At 68.8% G+C, this 21,367-nt stretch carries 20 protein-coding genes; 1 reads left to right on the top strand and 19 read right to left on the bottom strand.

The features are described 5' to 3' along the window. Position 1: 1 nt before the first annotated feature. The 13 genes from C9424_RS15025 to pyrR all read right to left on the bottom strand — a co-directional run bounded on the left by C9424_RS15025 (position 2) and on the right by pyrR (position 15,356). Positions 2-2,167 carry a primosomal protein N' gene (locus C9424_RS15025; protein ID WP_116767739.1) on the bottom strand — a complete coding sequence of 722 codons (2,166 nt, stop codon included), beginning with the start codon at positions 2,165-2,167 and terminating at the stop codon, positions 2-4. A 164-nt stretch (positions 2,168-2,331) separates the two neighbouring features. After that, the gene (gene metK, locus C9424_RS15020; RefSeq protein ID WP_116767633.1) at positions 2,332-3,567 is read right to left on the bottom strand and encodes a methionine adenosyltransferase; all 1,236 of its coding nucleotides are present in this window, start codon (positions 3,565-3,567) and stop codon (positions 2,332-2,334) included. Between the two features lie 78 nt (positions 3,568-3,645). Next, the gene (locus tag C9424_RS15015) at positions 3,646-4,953 is read right to left on the bottom strand and encodes a bifunctional phosphopantothenoylcysteine decarboxylase/phosphopantothenate synthase (RefSeq protein ID WP_116767631.1); all 1,308 of its coding nucleotides are present in this window, start codon (positions 4,951-4,953) and stop codon (positions 3,646-3,648) included. 25 nt (positions 4,954-4,978) lie between these two features. Beyond that, positions 4,979-5,239 (bottom strand): DNA-directed RNA polymerase subunit omega, encoded by a 261-nt coding sequence (gene rpoZ / locus C9424_RS15010; RefSeq protein WP_091251816.1) that lies wholly within the window; start codon positions 5,237-5,239, stop codon positions 4,979-4,981. 44 nt (positions 5,240-5,283) lie between these two features. Beyond that, entirely contained in the window at positions 5,284-5,853 is a 570-nt protein-coding gene (gene gmk / locus C9424_RS15005; RefSeq protein ID WP_116767629.1) for a guanylate kinase, read from the bottom strand. Between the two features lie 41 nt (positions 5,854-5,894). Beyond that, a complete protein-coding gene (mihF, locus tag C9424_RS15000; RefSeq protein ID WP_091251818.1) occupies positions 5,895-6,212 on the bottom strand; it encodes an integration host factor, actinobacterial type in 318 nt (105 codons plus the stop codon). A 200-nt stretch (positions 6,213-6,412) separates the two neighbouring features. Further along, positions 6,413-7,279 carry an orotidine-5'-phosphate decarboxylase gene (gene pyrF, locus C9424_RS14995; RefSeq protein WP_116767627.1) on the bottom strand — a complete coding sequence of 289 codons (867 nt, stop codon included), beginning with the start codon at positions 7,277-7,279 and terminating at the stop codon, positions 6,413-6,415. Then, complete coding sequence (carB, locus tag C9424_RS14990) at positions 7,272-10,571, bottom strand: carbamoyl-phosphate synthase large subunit (protein WP_116767625.1); 3,300 nt, start codon at positions 10,569-10,571, stop codon at positions 7,272-7,274. Before carB ends, pyrF begins: the two co-directional genes overlap by 8 nt. Then, a complete protein-coding gene (gene carA, locus C9424_RS14985; protein WP_116767737.1) occupies positions 10,571-11,809 on the bottom strand; it encodes a glutamine-hydrolyzing carbamoyl-phosphate synthase small subunit in 1,239 nt (412 codons plus the stop codon). Before carA ends, carB begins: the two co-directional genes overlap by 1 nt. A gap of 37 nt (positions 11,810-11,846) precedes the next feature. Next, entirely contained in the window at positions 11,847-12,368 is a 522-nt protein-coding gene (locus C9424_RS14980) for a PH-like domain-containing protein (RefSeq protein ID WP_116767623.1), read from the bottom strand. Then, a complete protein-coding gene (locus C9424_RS14975; RefSeq protein ID WP_116767621.1) occupies positions 12,368-13,738 on the bottom strand; it encodes a dihydroorotase in 1,371 nt (456 codons plus the stop codon). The genes C9424_RS14980 and C9424_RS14975 overlap by 1 nt, the downstream gene beginning before the upstream one ends. Further along, complete coding sequence (locus C9424_RS14970; RefSeq protein ID WP_116767619.1) at positions 13,738-14,745, bottom strand: aspartate carbamoyltransferase catalytic subunit; 1,008 nt, start codon at positions 14,743-14,745, stop codon at positions 13,738-13,740. Before C9424_RS14970 ends, C9424_RS14975 begins: the two co-directional genes overlap by 1 nt. Continuing rightward, entirely contained in the window at positions 14,742-15,356 is a 615-nt protein-coding gene (gene pyrR, locus C9424_RS14965) for a bifunctional pyr operon transcriptional regulator/uracil phosphoribosyltransferase PyrR (RefSeq protein WP_116767617.1), read from the bottom strand. The genes C9424_RS14970 and pyrR overlap by 4 nt, the downstream gene beginning before the upstream one ends. 135 nt (positions 15,357-15,491) lie before the next feature. Between pyrR and C9424_RS14960 the strand changes: the two genes are divergently transcribed. Then, complete coding sequence (locus tag C9424_RS14960) at positions 15,492-16,721, top strand: PrsW family intramembrane metalloprotease (protein ID WP_202615889.1); 1,230 nt, start codon at positions 15,492-15,494, stop codon at positions 16,719-16,721. Between the two features lie 69 nt (positions 16,722-16,790). On the opposite strand, the gene nusB is transcribed toward C9424_RS14960, so the two are convergent. From nusB to aroC, 6 genes are all read right to left on the bottom strand, one after another. Then, on the bottom strand, positions 16,791-17,201 hold the full coding sequence (nusB, locus tag C9424_RS14955; RefSeq protein WP_091251831.1) for a transcription antitermination factor NusB: 411 nt from the start codon (positions 17,199-17,201) through the stop codon (positions 16,791-16,793). Next, complete coding sequence (gene efp / locus C9424_RS14950; protein WP_056739180.1) at positions 17,201-17,764, bottom strand: elongation factor P; 564 nt, start codon at positions 17,762-17,764, stop codon at positions 17,201-17,203. The genes nusB and efp overlap by 1 nt, the downstream gene beginning before the upstream one ends. A 154-nt stretch (positions 17,765-17,918) precedes the next feature. Next, complete coding sequence (locus tag C9424_RS14945; protein WP_116767615.1) at positions 17,919-18,437, bottom strand: tetratricopeptide repeat protein; 519 nt, start codon at positions 18,435-18,437, stop codon at positions 17,919-17,921. Then, positions 18,437-19,528, bottom strand: a complete 1,092-nt coding sequence (gene aroB, locus C9424_RS14940; RefSeq protein ID WP_116767613.1) for a 3-dehydroquinate synthase — start codon at positions 19,526-19,528, stop codon at positions 18,437-18,439. The genes C9424_RS14945 and aroB overlap by 1 nt, the downstream gene beginning before the upstream one ends. After that, positions 19,528-20,076 carry a shikimate kinase gene (locus C9424_RS14935; protein ID WP_425547233.1) on the bottom strand — a complete coding sequence of 183 codons (549 nt, stop codon included), beginning with the start codon at positions 20,074-20,076 and terminating at the stop codon, positions 19,528-19,530. Before C9424_RS14935 ends, aroB begins: the two co-directional genes overlap by 1 nt. Positions 20,077-20,147: 71 nt before the next feature. Beyond that, complete coding sequence (gene aroC, locus C9424_RS14930; protein ID WP_116767611.1) at positions 20,148-21,347, bottom strand: chorismate synthase; 1,200 nt, start codon at positions 21,345-21,347, stop codon at positions 20,148-20,150. Between the last annotated feature and the right edge of the window lie 20 nt (positions 21,348-21,367).

Here is a 21,367-nt window from a genome sequence, read left to right as displayed (position 1 = left end):
ACTAGAGGACGTCGACTCCGTCGAGGCGCAGCTGCACGGGATCATCGCTGCGCTTTGCCGCGGCGGCGGCCTTGACGGCCCGCAGCACGGCCGTGACGTCGGCGGCCTGGGCGTAGGGGATGAACAGCAATGTCCGGACCTCTTCGCCGGAATCGCGCGGCGTCGGGCGGGAGGCGGCCGGCAGCATGAGCGGCGCGGGTCCGGCCGTCCGGAGGACGGTTCCGTGCGCCGCGAGGCGCTGCTGCACGGCCTCAGTGAAATGTCCGACGGCGGTCCGGACCCCGGTGATCGAAGCGACCCGCACGGCGGGCGGCAGCTGCAGTTCCTGCCGCAGCGCCAGTTCCCGGCCGGCGTACCCGGCAGGATCCCAGCGCAGCAGGGCACCGACCCCGGCGGCGTCGTCGGCGGTTATGACTACGAGGCCGCCCTCCGGTGCGGGCCGTACCAGGGCCGCGGCGTTGAACCAGCGGCGGACAGCGTCCTCTCCCGCCCTCAGGTTTTCCCGGCGCAGCAGCGAGTCGCCGTCCAGCAGCAGCGCCGCGGCGTAGCCGCCCGGGGCCACCGGCTCGGCACCGACGGTGGCCACCACGAGGGCCTTCGTGTCCGGGACCGTGGCCTTGACCTGGTCCCCGGACGAGGTGATGACCGGTTTGCCCGGAAACGCCCGGCCCAGTTCCTCTGCCGTGCGGAGGGCGCCCGTGGCGCCGCGCCGGAGCCGGACCCCGTTGCACGTGCCGCACCGCCAGGCCGGGGCCGGCGACGAGCACCAGCGGCACTGCGGCACGGCGGTGCTTCCGCTCGGACCGGCGATCGCCAGGGGCCCGCTGCAGGCGGTGCAGCGCGCCGGTTCGCGGCAGGTTTCGCACACCAGCGACGGCGCGTAGCCGGCACGGGCCACCTGGACCAGGACCGGACCGCGTTCCAGTCCCTCCTTGGCGGCGCGCCAGGCCGCGCCCGGCAGGCGGGCGATGCGGGCCAGCGGATCGTGCTCGAGTTCATAGCTGTCGGCCGTGTTCAGCACGCGCGGCACCGTCCGCCGGATGACCGTCCGCTCCGCTTCTACGGGCCGCGCCCAGCCGGATTCGACCAGCCGCTCCGTTTCGGTGCTGCGTGAATGGGCCGCGAGCAGGCACGCGGCGCGTTCCTGGCCTGCGCGGAGCAGGAGGACTTCGCGGGAGTGCGCGTACGGGGAGCGTTGCTCGATGTGGAGGTCGTCGCCGTCGTCCCAGCAGACCACGAGCCCGAGGTTGTGCACCGGTGCGTAGGCCGCGGAGCGGGTTCCCACGGCTACCCCGGCGGCGCCGCTGAGCACGCGCAGGAAACTGCGGTAGCGCGGTGTCTGGCCGTCATCCGCGGTGAGCCGGGCGACGTCGCCGGCCGGGAGGAGTTCCAGGAGGGCGGACTCGACCCGGTCCAGGTCCCGGTAGTCGGGAACCACCACGACGGCGCCGCGGCCGGAGAGCCGGACCGCGGCCACGGCTTCGGCAACCAGCCGAGGCCAGCCGCCGGGTCCGTACCCCTGCAGTGCGGTCAGCACGGCCCGGGGCGACTCCCCTGCGCCGAGGTGCGCAAGGAACGCCGGACCGTTCCTGTAGGAGGCCCAGACGCTGGCCGCGCCGGGTGAAGGCAGCGACACGCCGGTCGCAGACCCGGACAGCTCAGGACCTGACGGGTCAGGACCGAATAGCTCAGGATCGAGCCGGCCCTCCGGGGCGTATTCCTTTTCGAGTTTGGCCATGCGTGGGGGCACGGCGACGCGCAGGACATCGCTGACGGTTCCGGCGTACCGCGCGGCGATCCGGCCCGCGAGCCCGGCGACGGCGGGAGTCAGGACCGGGACGGGTGAGACGACCTTGTACAACGGCACGAGAGCGTGCCCGGCGTCGGACGTCGCCGTGCGGTCCAGCAAGTATCCCGCCAGTTCCTGGCCGTTGAACTTGACCTTGACCCGGACGCCCGGGCGGGCTTCGGCGTCGAGGGCGGCGGGCACGCTGTAATCAAAGGGCCGGTCCAGGTGCGGCAGGGAGGATTCGATCAGTACCCGTGCCACCGGCAGGTCGGCGGCCAGCGCGGGTCCGGATGCTTGCGCGGCCGAGGCGGGAAAGCCGTGGAGCAGGGACAGTTGCTGGGGTTCGCCGGGCGCGCTGCCGGCAGGCTGAGGACTCACCGCCCGCACCTCCCCTCCGGATCGTTTCGACAACGGCTAAATTGCATGTAGCCAGGCCACCTGACGGCGGCCTGGCTACAGCAGATCACAAGGCACTGACATTTAAGGCACTGACATTTATGGGAGCAGCAATAACGTTTCCATCACCAGTGCGGTCTCGGGCCTTAGGCGTTGAAGAAGGCCTTCAGCTCGTCCACCCGGTCCAGCCGCTCCCACGTGAAGTCCGGGTCTTCGCGGCCGAAGTGCCCGTGGGCGGCGGTCTTGGCGTAGATCGGACGCTTGAGGTCCAGGGCGTCGATGATGGCGCGCGGGCGGAGGTCGAAGATCTCCGCGATCGCGGCGCTGATCCGGGCCGGGTCGACGGTTTCGGTGCCGAACGTCTCAACGTAGGTTCCCACCGGGCGGGCCTGGCCGATCGCGTACGCGATCTGGATTTCGGCGCGCTTGGCGAGGCCGGCCGCTACCACGTTCTTGGCGACCCAGCGCATGGCGTACGCGGCCGAGCGGTCCACCTTCGACGGATCCTTGCCGGAGAACGCGCCGCCGCCGTGACGGGCCATGCCGCCGTAGGTGTCGACGATGATCTTGCGGCCGGTCAGGCCGGCGTCGCCCACCGGGCCGCCAATGACGAAGGCGCCGGCGGGGTTCAGGATGTTGTGCGTCCGCGAGGTGTCCAGGTTGGACAGTGCCATGACCGGATCCACCACGTGCTCGGCGAGGTCGGCACGGAGCTGGTCCAGGCTGGCGCCCTCGGCGTGCTGGCTGGAGATGACGACGGTCTCGACCGAGACCGGGCGGTCGCCGTCGTAGCCCACGGTGACCTGGGTCTTGCCGTCGGGGCGCAGGTACGCGAGCTCGCCGTTCTTGCGGACCTCGGTCAGCCGCTCGGAGAGCCGGTGCGCGAGCCAGATCGGCACGGGCATGTAGGACGGGGTCTCGTCGCTGGCGTAGCCGAACATGAGTCCCTGGTCGCCGGCGCCCTGGAGGTCGTAGTCGTCCTCCTGGCGTCCCTCGCGGGCTTCGAGCGAGTTGAACACGCCGCCGGCGATGTCGTTGGACTGCTGGCCGATGGAGACCGAGACGCCGCACCGGGCGCCGTCGAAGCCGTTGGCCGAGGAGTCGTACCCGATGCCCAGGATGGTCTCCCGGACGATCTGCGGGATCTCGACGTAGGCGTCGGTGGTGACCTCGCCGGCCACGTGGACCAGCCCGGTGGTGGCCAGCGTCTCCACGGCCACCCGGGACTCCGGGTCCTTGGCGAGGAGGGCGTCGAGGATCGCATCGCTGATCTGGTCACAGATTTTGTCGGGGTGGCCTTCTGTCACGGACTCGGACGTGAAGAGCCGGAGCGCGGCGGGCGTAGACCCGTGGAAGTCAGGGATGTGCAGCGGTAAAGTCACTCAACTACCTTACTGGTTGGAAAACGGACGTCCGGCGGCGTGTGTCTCCATGCTAAGGAGACCTTGGTTACGCCGGGCCTAGGCCGGCGGTACAACCCGGCTCAGCTCGGCGCTGACCCGGTCGATCACGGCAGCCGCAACGTCGGATTTGGAACCCGACGCCTCTTGGGGTTCGGAGCCGGCGCGGGAAAGGATGACTACGGAGTTCGTGTCTTCGCCAAAGACCTTGTCCCGTCCCACCTGGTTGACCACCAGCAGGTCACAGGCCTTCCGGTGCAGCTTGGCCAGGGCGTACTCGAGCACGTCACCGCCGGCGTCGCCGGTCTCGGCGGCGAAGCCGACGATCAGCTGGTTCCGGGAGGCGGCGTCGCGGACCTCGACGAGCTCCCGCAGGATGTCGGGGTTGCGCACCAGGTTAATCACGGGGTCCGCGACGTCGTCGCGCTTCTTGATCTTGGTACCGGAAACGTCCGCGGGGCGGAAGTCCGCGACGGCGGCGGCCATGATGACGACGTCGGAGTCCGCGGCCGCGTGCAGCGCCGCCTTCCGCAGTTCCAGGGCCGTCTCCACCTGGACGAGTTCGACGCCGGCGGGCGCCGGGACCTCCATGTGGGCGGCCAGCAGGCGGACCCGGGCGCCGGCATCGAGAGCGGCGGCGGCCAGGGCCACGCCCTGTTTGCCGGAGGAACGGTTGCCGAGGAACCGCACGGGGTCCAGCGGTTCCCGGGTGCCCCCGGCACTGATGGTCACGGTGAGCCCGGCCAGGGGCCGGATCGCCGACGGCACGGCGACGGCCGGGTCCGAAGAAGTGCGCGGCTCCATGTCCGGGGCGGCCGGAGGTGCTGCCGGAGCGGCGGCCGCACCGGCGAGGGCCATGGCCGCGGTGAAGATCGCCCCGGGCTCGGGCAGCCGGCCGGGGCCGGAGTCGGCGCCGGTCAGCCGGCCGCTCGCGGGTTCCAGCACGGTGACGCCGCGGCTGCGCAGGGTTTCGACATTGGCCTGGGTGGCCGGGTGCTGCCACATTTCGGTGTGCATGGCCGGGGCCATGACCACGGGGCAGTCGCCGGCCATGAGCAGGGTGTTGGTGAGGAGGTCATCGGCCTGGCCGGTGGCCGCACGGGCCAGGAGATCGGCCGTGGCAGGAGCCACCACGATCAGCTCGGCCTCGTGGCCGAGCCGGACATGGTTGACGGTGTGGACGGCGTCGAACACGCTGTTGCTCACCGGGTGCCCGGAAAGCGCCTCCCAGGTGGCAACGCCGACGAAGCGGGTGGCCGCCTCCGTGGGGATGACGGTGACGTCATGGCCGGCTTCAGTAAAAAGCCGGAGGAGCGACGCCACCTTATAGGCGGCAATCCCTCCCCCGACTCCGAGGACTATGCGCACGTGATCTCCGTCTGCGTCTGCGGAACTACTCTGCAGGCTGGATCGGCGTGGAAACGAGCTTGCCTTCGTTGATTTCGCGCAGGGCGATCGAGAGTGACTTCTCGTTGAGCTTGGTGTCGACCAGCGGACCGACGTACTCAAACAGGCCCTCGTGCAGCTGGGCGTAGTACGCGTTGATCTGGCGCGCGCGCTTGGCACCGAAAATCACCAGTCCGTACTTCGAGTCGGCGGCCTTCAGCAGCTCGTCGATCGGCGGGTTGATGATGCCTTCAAGGTTCGTGGACACGAATTCTCCAAATTCTAACGGGCCGGTACGTCCCGGCGCCTGAGCTACGGGTTCGGGGTCAGCCCCATGAGTGAAACAAGCTCGTCCGCTGCCCGACGAACGTCATCATTGATGACGGTGTGGTCGAACTCCGGTTCAGCGGCAAGTTCTAGTTTAGCGGTTTCCAGCCTCTGCCGCTGTTCTTCGGCGCTTTCGGTGCCGCGGCCGACCAGCCGGCGGACCATTTCGTCCCAGCTCGGAGGCGCCAGGAAGACAAACTGGGCGTCCGGGACGGCCTCCTTGACCTGCCGCGCGCCTTGCAGGTCGATCTCCAGCAGCACGGAGCGGCCCTCCGCGATGGCGGCTTCCACCGTGCTGCGCAGCGTACCGTAGCGATTGCGGCCGTGGACCACGGCCCATTCGAGCAGCTCGCCGTTTTCGATCAGGGAATCGAATTCCTCGGCCGACTTGAAGAAGTAGTGGATGCCGTCCTGCTCCCCCGGCCGCGGCGGGCGCGTCGTGGCCGATACGGAGAGCCAGACGCCGGGATAGTTGTCCCGGATGTAGGTGGACACGGTGCCTTTGCCAACAGCCGTCGGTCCGGCGAGGACTGTCAGTCCCGGTTTCTTGCTCACATATTCCTTTGGGCGGTGGTGGGGCAGCTCGGCGGAGCGAACTATTTGTCGTCAATAAAATCTACCAGCGCCCGGCGCTGGTGGATTCCCAGGCCGCGGACCCGCCTGGACTGGGCGATGCCGAGCTGCTCCATGATGGCCGCCGCCCGGACCCGGCCGATCCCGGGGAGGGCCTCCAGCAGCTCGACGATCCTCATGCGGGCAATGGCGTCGTCGGTTTCGGCGGAACTGATGACGTCGGCAATGCTCAGCTCCCCCGTCTTGAGCCGCTCCTTGGCCGCGGCCCTGGTGGCCCTGGCTGCAGCGGCCTTGCGAAGGGCGTCGGAACGCTCCTGCGGAGTGAGGGGTTTCAAACTCATTGAAGTCCTCCCTGCATGGCCGGACTGCCTAGCCGGACGGGCACCGTTGCCCATGCCGCAGTCCTGTCCTGAACCTACCGTCTGGTGACCGCAGAAATCAATGGAAAACTCTGGACGACCGGGACGGGACAGCTCCCGAAGGGGAAAGCCCGCGTCCCGGGACCGGCGGCGCCGGGCCCGGGACGGTCCCGGCGGCGGTGTCAGGCCGCGAGGAGCTCCTCGAGGGTACGCCGCGCGGCGTCCTGAAGGGCCGACACCGACGGCCCGGCGCCGAGGATGTCCCGGCTGGAGGTGCCCAGGACCTGGGGATACGCCGCACCGAAGGTGCGCCGCAGGTCCGCGGCCGTGGCCCCCTGCGCGCCCAGTCCGGGGGCAAGGATGGGCCCGCGGACCGCCGCGAGGTCGAGACCGAGCTCGGTGAGGGCCGTGCCCACCGTGGCTCCGACCACGAGTCCCACCGAACCGAGGGATCCTTCGTAGCGCCGGTTTTCCGCCGCGGCAGCCTCCGTGATCCGCCGCGCAACGGAGTCCGCCCCGCCGACATGCTGCACGGACGCGCCTTCCGGGTTGGAGGTCAGCGCGAGCACGAACACGCCCCGCCCGGCCCCGGCCGCCAGGTCCAGGGCGGGCCGGAGCGACTCGAAGCCCAGGTACGGGCTCAGCGTGACCGAATCCGCGGCCAGCGCAGAGCCGTCCCTCAGCCAGGCGTCGGCATAGGCGGCCATCGTGGAGCCGATGTCGCCGCGTTTGGCGTCCGCGATGGTCAGCACGGAGGCTTCCGCCGCCGCGGCCAGGGTGCGTTCGAGCACGGCGATCCCGGCCGAGCCGTGACGTTCGTACAAGGCCACTTGCGGCTTGACCGCGGCAGCGAGGGAGCCCACGGCCTCCAGAACGGTCAGCGAGAAGCGCTCCAGCCCGGCGGCGTCGTCCGTCAGGCCCCACTGCTGCAGGAGGGCCGGGTGCGGATCAATGCCGACGCACAGCGGGCCGCGGGCCGCCATGGCCCGCCCCAGCCGGGAGCCGAAGGACTCCCGGCCGGACGGTGCTGCGGTGCCTGCCTCAGGCATCCTGGAGGGCCTTGAGGTAGGCGGCGTGCTCCTGCAGGCTCGTGACGGACCATTCGTAGGTGCGCAGCGCCTCGATGGCCTGGACCGCGGCGTTGAATTCCGCCACAGTGGTGATGCACGGGATGCCGATCGACGTTGCCGCCGCACGCAGTTCGTAGCCGTCGCTGCGGGCTTCGCCGCCGGAGGGCGTGTTGAAGACCATGTCGATTTCGCCGGCGACGATCAGGTCCGCGATGGTGCCTTCGCCCTCGGCGCTGGAGCCCTCGGCAACCTTCCGGACGGGGGTGGCCTGGATGCCGTTGCGGCGCAGAACGTCCGCCGTGCCGCCGGTGGAGACGATCTCGAAGCCGAGGTCGGAGAGCCGCTTGACGCCCATGATCACCGAGCGCTTGTCCCGGTTCGCCACGGAGACGAAGATCTTGCCCTCGGTGGGCAGGGCGTTGTTCGCGGCGGCCTGGCTCTTGGCGAAGGCCGTGTCGAAGTGCTTGTCAATGCCCATGACCTCGCCGGTGGACCGCATTTCGGGGCCGAGCAGGGAGTCCACCACCTTGCCCTCGGGGGTGCGGAAGCGGCTGAAGGGCAGCACGGCTTCCTTGACCGAGACGGGCGCTTCCAGCGGCAGGGTGGAGCCGTCGCCGGTCTCCGGCAGCATCTTGTATGCGCTGCGGAGCTGGTTGATGGTGACGCCGGTGCCGATCAGGGCCGCGGCCTTCGCCATCTGGACGCCGGTGGCCTTGGAGACGAACGGCACGGTGCGCGAGGCGCGCGGGTTGGCTTCCAGGACGTACAGGACGTCGGAGGCCAGGGCGAACTGGATGTTGATCAGGCCGCGGACGCCGACGCCTTCGGCGATGGCGAGGGTGGCGGTGCGGACCCGCTCCAGGACGTTGTTCCCGAGCGTGATCGGCGGCAGGACACACGCGGAGTCGCCGGAGTGGATGCCGGCTTCCTCAATGTGTTCCATGATGCCGCCGAGGTACATCTCCGTGCCGTCGTACAGGGCGTCGACGTCGATTTCGACGGCGTCTTCCAGGAACCGGTCGATCAGCACCGGGTGCTCCGGGGTGATCTCGGTGGCGTTCGCGATGTAGCGGGAGAGGTTGGGCTCGTCGTAGACGATCTCCATGCCGCGGCCGCCCAGGACGTAGGACGGGCGCACCAGCACGGGGTAGCCGATCTCGTCGGCGATCTTCTTGGCGTCCTCGAAGGACACGGCGGTGCCGTTCTTGGGCGAGATGAGCCCGGCCTTGTCGAGGACCTGGGAGAAGGCGCCGCGGTGCTCGGCGAGGTCGATCGCCTCCGGGGACGTGCCGAGGATGGGCACGCCGGCATCGGCAAGCTGCTGGGCGAGCTTGAGCGGGGTCTGGCCGCCGAGCTGGACGAAGACGCCCATGACGCCGCCGGTGCGTTCCTCGGCCGCGATGACCTCGAGGACGTCCTCGAGGGTGAGCGGTTCGAAGTACAGGCGGGTGGAGACGTCGTAGTCGGTGGAGACGGTTTCGGGGTTGCAGTTGACCATGACGGTCTCGTAGCCGGCCTTGCGCAGCGCCATGGAGGCGTGGACGCAGGAGTAGTCGAACTCGATGCCCTGGCCGATCCGGTTCGGCCCGGAGCCGAGGATGATGATCGACGGTTTGGCGTGCAGCGCCACCTCGTCCTCCTCGTCATAGGACGAGTAGTGGTACGGGGTGTAGGCGGCGAACTCGGCGGCGCAGGTGTCCACGGTCTTGTAGACCGGGCGGATGCCCAGGGCCTGCCGGACGCCGCGGACGACGGCCTCGGAGTTGTGCGTCAGGGCACCGATCTGTTCGTCGGAGAAGCCGTGGCGCTTGGCGCGCTGCAGCATCTCGTGGGTCAGGGCGCTGGACTTGCGGATCTCCCGGGAGATCTCGTTGAGCAGCTGGAGCTGGTCCAGGTACCAGGGATCGATCTTGGTGGCCTCGAAGAGCTGCTCCACGGTGGCGCCGCCGAGCAGGGCGCGCTGGACCTGGTGCAGGCGTTCGGTGGTGGGCCGCTTGGACTTCTCGATCAGCTCCGCGACTTCCCATTCCGGGACGTGGCTGAAGTCCAGCTGGGAGCCCTTCTGCTCCAGGGAGCGCAGGGCCTTCTGCAGGGCCTCGGTGAAGTTCCGGCCCATGGCCATGGCTTCGCCCACCGACTTCATGGTGGTGGTCAGGGTGGGGTCGGCTGCCGGGAACTTCTCGAACGCGAAGCGCGGAACCTTCACGACGACGTAGTCCAGGGTCGGTTCGAAAGACGCCGGGGTCTTCTGGGTGATGTCGTTGGGGATCTCGTCCAGGGTGTAGCCGAGGGAGAGCTTGGTGGCGATCTTGGCGATCGCGAAGCCGGTGGCCTTCGAGGCAAGGGCCGAGGAGCGCGAGACGCGCGGGTTCATTTCAATGACGACGACCCGCCCGGTGTGCGGTTCGACCGCGAACTGGATGTTGCAGCCGCCGGTGTCGACGCCGACTTCGCGGATGACGGCGATGGAGATATCGCGCAGCCGCTGGTATTCGCGGTCGGTGAGGGTCAGGGCGGGAGCGACCGTGATGGAGTCACCGGTGTGGACGCCGACGGGGTCGAAGTTCTCGATGGAGCAGACCACCACGACGTTGTCGTTCTTGTCCCGCATCATCTCGAGCTCGTATTCCTTCCAGCCGAGGATGCTCTCTTCGAGCAGCACCTCGCTGGTGGGGCTGTACTGCAGGCCCTGGCCGACGATCCGGCGGAGGTCGTTCTCGTCGTAGGCCAGGCCGGAGCCGAGGCCGCCCATGGTGAAGGAGGGCCGGACGACCATCGGGTAGCCGAGGTCCTCTGCGGCGGCGAGTGCCTCGTCCATGGTGTGGATGATGTGGCTGCGCGCCGACTCGGCGCCGCAGCGCTCCACGACGCCCTTGAACTTCTCACGGTCCTCGCCCAGCTCGATCGCGGCGATGTTGGCACCGATCAGCTCGACGTTGTACTTCTCCAGGACGCCGTTCTTGTCCAGCGCGATGGCCGTGTTGAGGGCCGTCTGCCCGCCGAGGGTGGGCAGGAGCGCGTCGGGGCGCTCTTTGGCGATGATCTTCTCGACCACCTCGGGGGTGATCGGCTCCACGTAGGTGGCGTCGGCGAACTCGGGGTCCGTCATGATGGTGGCCGGGTTGGAGTTGACGAGGATGACCCGCAGGCCTTCCTCCTTGAGGACGCGCAGTGCCTGGGTGCCGGAGTAGTCGAATTCGGCCGCCTGGCCGATCACGATCGGGCCGGACCCGATGACCATGACGCTCTTGAGGTCAGTTCTCTTGGGCATTACTTCTTGTCCTCAGTCTTGTGTTCGGTGGCAGTCTTTGTGTCTGTTGCTGTCTTTGCAGAAGCGTCCGCCATCAGATCGATGAAGCGGTCGAAGAGGTAGGCGGCGTCGTGGGGGCCGGCGGCCGCTTCGGGGTGGTACTGCACCGAGAACGCGGGGATGTCGAGGCAGGAGAGTCCCTCGACGACGTCGTCGTTGAGGCTGACGTGGCTGACCTCGACGCGGCCGTAGCGCTCCTCGGGTGCCTGCGTGGCGCCGTCGAGCGGGGCGTCGACGGCGAAGCCGTGGTTCTGCGAGGTGATTTCCACCTTGCCGGTGCGGCGGTCCATGACCGGCTGGTTCAGGCCGCGGTGGCCGTAGCGCAGCTTGTAGGTGCCGAAGCCGAGAGCGCGGCCCAGGATCTGGTTGCCGAAGCAGATGCCGAAGTACGGGATCTTCTCATCGAGCACCGAGCGCAGCAGTTTGACCTGGTTGTCCGCGGTGGCGGGGTCGCCGGGGCCGTTGGACATGAAGAAGCCGTCGGGGTTGACGGCCTGGACGTCGGCGAGGGTTGCAGTGGCGGGCAGCACGTGCACCCGGACGCCGCGTTCGGCGAACCGGACAGGGGTCATCCGCTTGATGCCGAGGTCGATCGCGGCGATGCTGAAGCGGGGTTCGCCGTCCCAGCCGAAGTCCTTGGGTTCCACCGTGTACGCGGCGTCAACGCTGACTTCCTCGGCGAGCCGTGAGCCTTCCATCGGGGCGCTGGCCAGGACGGCGTCGACGAGTTCCTTGTCCGTGGCGCGGGCGGCGTCTCCGGAGAAGATGCCGGCGCGCATGGTCTTGTGTTCGCGCAGGTGGCGGGTGATGGCGCGGGTGTCCACGCCCTGGATGCCGACGATCCCCTGCTCGACGAGTTCGTCGTCCAGGGACCGCTCGGAGCGCCAGTTTGAGGGCCGGCGGGCGGCGTCGCGGACGATGTAGCCGGCCACCCAGATGCGGCGGGATTCGGCGTCGTCGGAGTTGACGCCGGTGTTGCCGATGTGCGGCGCGGTCTGGACCACGAGCTGGCGCGCGTAGGAGGGGTCCGTGATGGTCTCCTGGTAGCCGGTCATTCCGGTTGCGAAGACCGCCTCGCCAAGCGCGGTTCCGGTGGCGCCGTAGCTGGTGCCGCGGAATATCCGGCCGTCTTCGAGCACGAGGACTGCGGGGGTGGATGCTGCCGCGGCAGCGGTTGCTGGCTCTGCAGCTTCTGTCACTGTTTTCTCAATCACTTCGTTGGGGTCCGTCACGTCGTTACTTTCCACTATCGGCGTTGGCCTGGGGGGCTGCGGAGATCAATTTTTGCAGCGCGTTGAGCAGGGTCGTTTTGTCGTCGGCATGCCGGGTCCGGAAGCCGGTGTCCAGTTCGCGGGAGCCCAGCATCCAGCTGAGCACCAGCAGGCCGTCCTTTTCCACAAACTTTCCGGCCATGCCGCTTTCCAGGCGCACGCCGGTGAGTCGTCCGGCCGGGATGAATACCGGGCCGGCACCGGCGCGCTCGAACAGCGCGCCTTCGGGGTGCACGCTGAGGTCGGCGTTGGTGCGGATGCCCAGGTGGTGGACCGCGATCCGGTCCAGCCAGTCCCCGGCGGTGGTGGAGGCGACGTACTGGCCGTCGGCGGCGGCCAGCGGGGCGCCGAGGTCGGCGGGAACCTCGGGAAGGGGCTCGACGTCGGCCTGGCGGCGCAGGCGGTTCCGCCAGCCGAGCGCCAGCAGCACAAACGCCGCAACGAGGAGCACCGCGGTGGCAATGCCGAGGACGAGCAGCCGGTCCATCAGGGCCGGCCCGCCGGTGCGGCGTCGACAGCATCCGCCGGCCACCGGTACGGGGTGTTGAGTTTGCCGTCCAGGACGGTGGGGTGGCCCTTGAAGAACGTCGCCACCACCCGGCCGGGAAGTTCCCGGCCCGCGAACGGAGAGTTACGGCCCATGGTTGCCATCTTAGAAGGGTCCACGGTCCAGCGCGCAGCCGGGTCGACGAGTATGACGTTGGCGGGTTCTCCGGCTTCGAGCGGTCGGCCCTGGTCCTGGAGCCGGCCGATGGCGGCCGGGGCCGTGGAGGTGACGCGGGCGAAGTCTTCCCAGCCCATGAGCCCGGTTTCGATCATGGTGTGCTGCACGACCGAGAGCGCCGTTTCGAGGCCGGTCATGCCCATGGCCGCCTGGGCCCACTCGCATTCCTTGTGCTCGCTCGGGTGCGGGGCGTGGTCGGTGCCGACGACGTCGATCGTGCCGTCGGCCAGCGCGGCGCGGAGGGCCTGGACGTCGGCGTCGGTGCGCAGCGGCGGGTTGACCTTGTAGACGGGGTCATAGCTGCGGGCGAGCTCGTCGGTGAGCCAGAGGTGGTGCGGGGTGACCTCGGCGGTGACGTTCACGCCGCGGGATTTGGCCCAGCGGATGATCTCCACCGAGCCGGCCGTGGAGACGTGGCAGACATGCAGGCGGGACCCGACGTGCTGGGCGAGCAGCACGTCGCGGGCGATGATGCTCTCTTCGGCGACCGCGGGCCAGCCGGTCAGGCCCAGGACGGCGGAGACCTCGCCTTCGTTCATCTGGGCGCCGGCGGTGAGGCGGGGTTCCTGCGCGTGCTGGGCGACGACGCCGTCGAACGCCTTGACGTATTCCAGGGCGCGGCGCATCAGCACGGGGTCGTGGACGCAGATGCCGTCGTCGGAGAAGACGCGCACCCGGGCGCGGGAGTCGGCCATGGCGCCGAGTTCGGCCAGCTGCTCCCCGGCCAGGCCCACGGTGACGGCGCCCACGGGGCGGACGTCCACCCAGCCGGCGGTCCGGCCAAGGGTCAGGACCTGTTCGACGACGCCGGCGGTGTCCGCCACGGGGGTGCTGTTGGCCATCGCGTGCACGGCGGTGTAGCCGCCCAGTGCGGCGGCGCGGGTGCCGGTTTCCACGGTTTCGGCGTCTTCGCGGCCGGGTTCCCGCAGGTGGGTGTGGATGTCGACCATGCCCGGGAGTGCGACGAGGCCGGCGGCCTCGATGATGGTGGCGCCGTCGGCTGAGAGGTTCTGGCCGCGTGCGGCGATGACGCCGTCGCGGATCAGGAGGTCCTCGGCGGCTCCGCCCAGGATCGCTGCGCCGCGGATGAGGTAGGCGCCGCTGGTGCTTGCATGCTGTTGCTGTTCGGCCATCAGTGGCTCTCCTTGGAGTAGGCGGCGGTGGAGGTTGCTTGTTCGCGGGTCTCCCCGGAAAGCAGCAGGTACAGTGCCGCCATCCGGATGGAGACGCCGTTGCGGACCTGCGCCAGCACGGTGGAGCGGGGCGAGTCCGCCGCGGCCGAGGAAATTTCCAGGCCCCGGTTCATGGGACCGGGGTGCATGATGATGGTGTCCTTGAGTCCGAGGGTGTCGAGGGCGCGCAGCCGGTTGTCATCGAACCCCCACCGGCGCGAGTACTCGCGGGTGGTCGGGAAGAAGGACGCGTTCATCCGCTCGCCCTGGACGCGGAGCATCATCATCGCGTCCACGCCCTGCGCCATGGTCTCGTCGAGGTCGAAGCTGACCGCGCAGGGCCATTTTTCGACGCCGATGGGCAGCAAGGTGGGCGGCGCGACGAGCGTGACCTCGGCGCCCAAGGTGCGCAGCAGCCAGACGTTGGAGCGGGCCACACGTGAGTGCAGGACGTCGCCGGCGATGGCGACGCGCATGCCTTTGAGGTCCGCCCCGGCGGACGCTGTCCCGGCCAGTTGCGACCAGTGCCGGCGCATCGTGAAGGCGTCCAGCAGGGCCTGGGTGGGGTGTTCGTGGGTGCCGTCGCCGGCGTTGATGACGGCGGCGTCGATCCAGTCGGTCGCGGCGAGCCGGTGCGGGGCGCCGGAGGCCCAGTGCCGGATGACGACGGCATCCGCACCCATCGCGGCGAGCGTCTGGGCCGTGTCCTTGAGCGACTCGCCCTTGGAAACGGAGGAACCCTTCGCGGCGAAGTTGATGACGTCCGCGGAGAGCCGCTTGGCGGCGGCCTCGAAGGAAATGCGGGTCCGGGTGGAGTCTTCGAAGAAGAGGTTGACCACGGTGCGGCCGCGCAGCGCGGGCAGTTTCTTGACCTCGCGCTCCCCCACGGCCGCCATTTCCTCGGCGGTGTCGAGGATGCGGACGGCGTTGGCCAGGCTGAGGTCCTCAGTGGAGAGCAGGTGCCTCATGCGGTGGCCTCGATGACCACTTCGTTGACGGGGGCGCCGCTATTTTCCCCGCCAGCGGCGGAATCGGTTTCCTCGAGCCGGACACGGACCTTCTCGGCGGATGAGGTGGGGAGGTTCTTGCCCACGTGGTCGGCGCGGATCGGCAGTTCCCGGTGGCCGCGGTCGATGAGGACGGCGAGCCGGACGATCCTGGGCCGGCCGAGGTCGATCATGGCGTCCAGGGCGGCGCGGATGGTCCGTCCGGAGTAGAGGACGTCATCCACGAGGACAACGACTTTGTTGTCGATCCCGGTGCGCGGGAGCTGGGTGGGGTACGGGGGCCGCGTCGGCTGGTGCGAGAGGTCGTCGCGGAACATCGTGACGTCGAGCTGGCCGACAATCGCGGCGGCGTCCACAGCGGGATCAGCGGCGGCGATCTTGGCGGCGAGGCGCACGGCGAGGGGGTAGCCCCGGCGCGGGATGCCCAGCAGGACGAGGTCCTGGGAGCCCTTGTTGGCCTCAAGAATTTCATGGGCGATACGAGTAAGCGCGCGGTCAATGTCAGCCTGGTTGAGGACAACCCGGGTGAGCACAACGTTCGCCGGACCCGGTGCTGATGGCACGGAAGTCAAAGCTCGTCTCCCCTTTCCCCGCCTCACGGGACGGAATTAAAAAAGGATTATTTGCTCTTTCAAATTACCACAGCCGGAGTTGCCCCTGCCGCCGCCGGAATGCGTTTAACCTCACACGGCCATAGGCTCGATGCCATGACGACGAACGAGCCGCAGCCGGGGCCGGACCAACGGACCAACCCGACGTGGTTGGGGCAGATCCGGCCGGAGGATTACCGGCAGGCCCCGGCCAACGTCGGCGGCCGGTTCCAGCCGGCGCTCCCGCCCGGCCCTGCGCCGGTCCGGGACCGCCGGAGTACCGCCGGCGCGCAGGGGCTCGTGCTGGCCGGCGGACTCCTCGCCTTCGCCAGCCTCTTCCTGGTGCTGCCCTTCCTTCTGGCCAGCACCGGAGTCTCCGGCTTCGTCGTCGGTTTCATGGCCTCGCTGGTTCCGCTGGGGACCGTGCTGCTGACGGTGCGCTTCATCGACCGTTGGGAGCCGGAGCCGAAACCGCTGCTGCTTTTCGCGTTTGCCTGGGGAGCGCTTGTCTCCATAGCGGTGACGATGCTGATCCAGCCCTATTTTTCGTTGGTGGCCGGGCCCGCCTCGGGGCTGGACTATACGACGTTCGCCGTGACCGTCCAGGCCCCGGTGGTGGAGGAATTCGCGAAGTCCCTCGGGCTGCTGTTGCTCCTGCTGTTCGCCCGGAAGGACATCGACGGGCCGGTCGACGGCGTGGTGTTCGCCTTCACGATCGCGGCAGGCTTCGCGTTCACGGAGAACATCCTGTACTTCGGCCGCGCCATCGCCGACTCCAGCGATCCCGGCACGGACCTGGCGGTGGTCTTCTTCCTCCGCGGGGTGATGTCGCCGTTCGCCCACGCCGTCTTCACGGGTACCACCGGCATCATCATGGGATTCGCCGCGCGGCGCGGGAACAACGGGCTCGCCGCCCTGGCGTTTATCGCCGGCCTTGTCCCTGCGATGCTGCTGCACAGCGGCTGGAACAGCATGGGCCAGGATTTCCTGGCCCAGTACGTGTTCGTGCAGGTGGCGATCTTCCTCCTGGCGGCACTGGTCATCGTGCTGCTGCGGGTGGCGGAGCGCAGGCTCACCCGGCAGCGGCTCAGGGAATACGCGGCCGCGGGCTGGTTCACCGCGGCCGAGGTGGACATGCTGGCCACCGGCAGCGGCCGCCGTGCCGCACTGCGCTGGGCCAAGTCCGTGGGCCGGGGCGCACAGATGAAGGCTCTGTTCGATGCCGCCACCCGGCTGGCTTTCACCCGACAGCGGATCCTCAGCGGCCGGGACGTGCCGGCCCGCCAGCGCGACGAGCAGCACCAGCTCGCCGAAATCGCCGCCCTGCGTGCCGCCGTCGTCGGCTAAGTCTTTCCGGAGAACGAAAGAACCCCGTCCAGGCGGTCCTGGACGGGGTTCTTCGCTGCGACGGGAGCCTTAGGCCAGCAGGGAAGGCTTCAGCTGCTGGAGCCGGCCGAGCAGGCCGTTGATGAACGACGGCGATTCGTCGGTCGAGAGCGTCTTGGCCAGGGCCACGGCCTCGCTGACGGCTACGCCGTCCGGGACGTCGTCGTTGTAGAGCAGTTCCCAGGTGCCGATCCGCAGGATGATGCGGTCCACCGAGGGCATCCGCTCCAGGGTCCAGCCCTGCGAGTAGGTTTCCAGGAACTCGTCGATGGCGGCCTGGTGCGAGACCACGCCTTCGACGATTTCGAGGGTGTACGGGTTGACGATCTGGTCTGTCTGCTCGCGGCGCGACTTCAGTACGTCGAACGCAGAGGCGGAGCGCTGCTCGGCCTCAAAGAGGACATCGAGGGCCCGGTTCCGGGCCTTACCGCGGGCACTCACTAGTCGTTGACCCGGCCGAGGTAGCTGCCGTCACGGGTATCGACCTTGACCTTGGTGTTGTTCTCGACGAACAGCGGCACCTGGATCTCGTAGCCGGTTTCGAGCGTGGCGGGCTTGGTGCCGGCCGAGGAGCGGTCGCCCTGCAGGCCCGGCTCCGTGTAGGTGATCTCGAGAACGACGCTCGGGGGCAGCTCGATGTAGAGCGGGTTGCCCTCGTGGATGGCGATGTTGACCATCTGGTTTTCGAGCATGAAGTTGGTGGCGTCGCCGACGGTGGCGGCCGGGACGGTGAGCTGGTCGAAGTCAGAGGTATCCATGAAGACGAAGTCCGCGCCATCCTGGTACAGGTACTGGTAATCGCGGCGGTCAACCGTGGCGGTCTCGATCTTGAGCCCGGCGTTGAAGGTCTTGTCGACGACCTTGCCGGACATCACGTTGCGCATCTTGGTGCGTACGAACGCGCCACCCTTGCCGGGCTTGACGTGCTGGAACTCGATGATGTTCCAAAGCTGGCCCTCAAGCTTAAGGACGGTTCCGTTCTTGATGTCGTTAGTGGTTGCCACTGTATCCTCTTAGTTTCTATCTGGTTCTTGTCGGCCGGTGCGATCGGCCGGACGTCGTATGCCGGGCCGGCATGCCGAGCGGCCGCCAGCGCGTGTTTGTCAAAAATCCAAGTTCTATTCTACCGGTTCCCGTGGGCAGCTGCCCGACGGAGGCTCAGGACTGCTGTTCCAGCACTTCCCGGGCACGCTGCAGCGCGACCGTGGAGGCGTAGATGAGGGCCGCGTCGGCCGAGCCGGCCACCCGCAAATCGAGGGCCTTGGCGAAGGATTCGACGGCGGCGCCGACGTTGCCGCCGGCGAAGTAGGCCCGGCCCAGGTGCTGGCGGACGGCCGCCTCTTCCAGGGTGCCCTGGGTTTCGGCGAGGAGCTGGCGGAACACCTCCACGGCCCGGTCGAACCGGTTCGAAACCCGGAGCACATCCGCCTCGAAGATCCGCAGCCGGAGCGAGCCGGGGTCTTTGTACCGGGCTTCGGCGAGGAGTTCGGCGGCCTCGGCCGCATGCCCTTCAACGAGCCGGACGAAGACCAGGTCCCCGGGGTCGGTCGAGGCCGCCAACGCCTCGGCCATGGCGTCTTCGTTGACGATCTGGGGCATCAGGCTTTGCGGATTGATCCGGATGCCGGGAAACCCGGCATCCGGCCACTCGCTCGTGCCGCCCTTGACCATCATCATCAGGAGGCAATCTCCTGGTAGGCGGCGAACAGAAGCGACGTGTCCGGGACGTCGAGGATGCCGGGCCGGCCGATGCCGTCAAGGACCACGAACCGCAGCAGGTCGCCGCGGGATTTCTTGTCCCGCCGCATGCCGTCGAGGAGGGCCTGCCAGCGGTCCCGGCGGTAGGTGATGGGAAGCCCGAGGCTTTCCAGGATGCTGCGGTGCCTGTCGGCGTCGGCGTCGCTGAGCCGGCCGACGCTGCGGGCGAGTTCGGCTGCGAACATCATGCCCACGGAGACGGCGGCGCCGTGGCGCCAGGAGTAGCGTTCGGCGAGTTCGATCGCGTGGCCCAGGGTGTGGCCGTAGTTCAGGATCTCGCGCTGGCCGGTTTCCTTCAGATCGGCGGAGACCACCCGGGCCTTGACGGTGATGGCGCGTTCGATCAGTTCCCGCAGGATGTCCGAGCGCGGATCGGAGACCGCGGACGGGTCCTTTTCGATCAGTTCAAGGATGGCGGGATCGGCGATGAATCCGCACTTGATGACCTCGGCCATGCCGGAGATGATCTCGTTCTTCGGCAGGGTCTCGAGCGTGTCGAGGTCCGCGAGGACACCGGCGGGCGGGTGGAATGCGCCCACCAGGTTCTTGCCCTCGGCGGTGTTGATGCCGGTTTTGCCGCCGACGGAGGCGTCCACCATGCCCAGCAGGCTCGTGGGCATGTGGATGACCTTGACGCCGCGGAGCCAGGTTGCGGCGACGAAGCCGGCGAGGTCGGTCACGGCGCCGCCGCCGACAGCGACGACGGCGTCGGACCGGGTGAAGTCGTTCTGCCCCAGCACCTGCCAGCAGAAGGACGCCACTTCGATGTGCTTGCCTTCTTCGGCGTCCGGGATCTCGGCGGTCAGCGCGGTGAAACCGGCGGCGGCCAGTTCTTCCCGGACGGTGTCGCCGGTGAGCCGGAGCGCGCGGGGGTGGATGACGAGGACGCGCTTGACGCGCTCGCCCAGGAGCCCCGGAAGGCTTGCCAGGAGGCCGCGGCCCACCACGACGTCGTAGTTCTCACCGGGCGTCTGTCCGGTGACTTTGATGACGGTTGATTCGGTACTCACTATTCAACTTCCTTTGTCGCCGCCGGGGCGGGCACGGCAGCGGTTTTCGCCGCGGCATACTCCCCCAGCGCATCTTCCAGCCGGTGAGCCAGTTCCGGAACGCTGCCGCTCCGGACATCCAGGACCAGGTCGGCGAGCCGTTCGTAGACCGGCTGCCGGGTGGCGAAGAGGGTCCGCCACCGGCCCATGGCGTCGCCTGCCAGCAGCGGCCTGCCCGAATTCCTGGCGATGCGTTCCGCCACGGTCTCGGCGTCGCATTCGAGGTACACCACGGTACAGCGGCCCAGGAGCTGCTGCGTGCCGGAGTCAAGGACCGCACCGCCGCCAAGCGAAATCACGGCGTTGCTGCCCTGTGCCTCTTCGATAGCGTGGGCCACGGCCCGGGCCTCCAGCTCACGGAAGGCATGCTCCCCCCGGCTGGCGAAGATCTCGGCGATCGTCCCGTGCTGGGCCACCACCACGGCGTCGGTGTCCACGAAGGCGGATCCCAGGTGCTGCGCGAGCTGCTGTCCGATCGCCGATTTGCCCACGGCCATCGGACCGATCAGGACAACCGGGCCGAGGTGTTTTGCCGCGGGCTTCGCCGCGGCGGAGCGCCCGTCGGTGTTCCAGGCCGGCACTAGTGGCCGATCGAGTCCAGGGACGCCGGAATGTTGTCCAGGTAACCCTTGATGTTGCGGGCGGTCTCCTGAACGGAGTCGCCGCCGAATTTTTCTGCGACCGCTTCGGCGAGCACGAGGGCCACCATGGCCTCGGCTACGACGCCGGCGGCCGGAACGGCACAGACGTCGGAACGCTGGTGGTGGGCCTTGGCGGCTTCTCCCGTGCTGACGTCCACGGTCTTGAGCGCGCGGGGCACGGTGGCGATCGGCTTCATGGCCGCGCGGACGCGCAGGACGTCGCCGATGCTCATGCCGCCCTCGATCCCGCCGGCGCGGTTGGATGTGCGGATGATCTTGCCGTTCGCGTCCTTGACGATCTCGTCGTGGGCGGCCGAACCGCGGCGGGCCGCCGTGAGGAAGCCGTCGCCGACCTCGACGCCCTTGATGGCCTGGATGCCCATGAGGGCCGCGGCCAGGCGCGAGTCGAGGCGCCGGTCCCAGTGGACGTAGCTGCCGAGTCCGGGCGGGAGGCCGTAGGCGAGCACCTCGACGACACCGCCCAAGGTTTCGCCTTCCTTGTGTGCGACGTCGACTTCGGCCACCATGGCGTCGGAGGTTTCGCGGTCGAAGCAGCGCAGAGGATCGGCGTCAAGGGCCAGCACGTTGGCGGGGACCGGCAGGGGCCGGCCTTCCGGCACCGCAACGCTGGCGATCGACACAGTGTGGGAGACGAGTTCGATCCCGAGCTGCTTAAGGAAGGCGGAGGCGACCGTGCCGAGCGCGACCCTCGTGGCCGTCTCGCGGGCGCTGGCACGCTCCAGGACCGGGCGGGCCTCGTCGAAGCCGTATTTCTGCATGCCGGTGAAGTCGGCGTGGCCGGGCCGGGGCCGGGTGAGCGGGGCGTTCCGGGCCTGGTCGGCCAGGACTTCCGGGGCCACGGGATCGGAGGACATGATCTGTTCCCACTTGGGCCACTCGGTGTTGCCGACCTGGATGGCGACGGGACCGCCCTGGGTCAGGCCGTGCCGGACGCCGCCGAGGATCGTGACGACGTCCTGTTCGAATTTCATCCGGGCGCCGCGGCCGTAGCCGAGCCGGCGGCGGGCCAGCGCCTCGCTGATCTGGGCGCTGGTGAGTTCCACACCGGCGGGCACGCCTTCAATTATTCCGACCAGTGCCGGGCCATGGGATTCTCCGGCAGTCAACCAACGCAACATAAATTCCATCCTGCCATGTC

It is taken from the genome of Arthrobacter sp. H-02-3, assembly GCF_003097355.1.
Classification (GTDB): Bacteria; Actinomycetota; Actinomycetes; order Actinomycetales; family Micrococcaceae; genus Arthrobacter; species Arthrobacter humicola.
The sequence above is the reverse complement of the archived record's forward strand: the minus strand, read 5'-3'. Positions and strand labels throughout refer to the sequence as shown.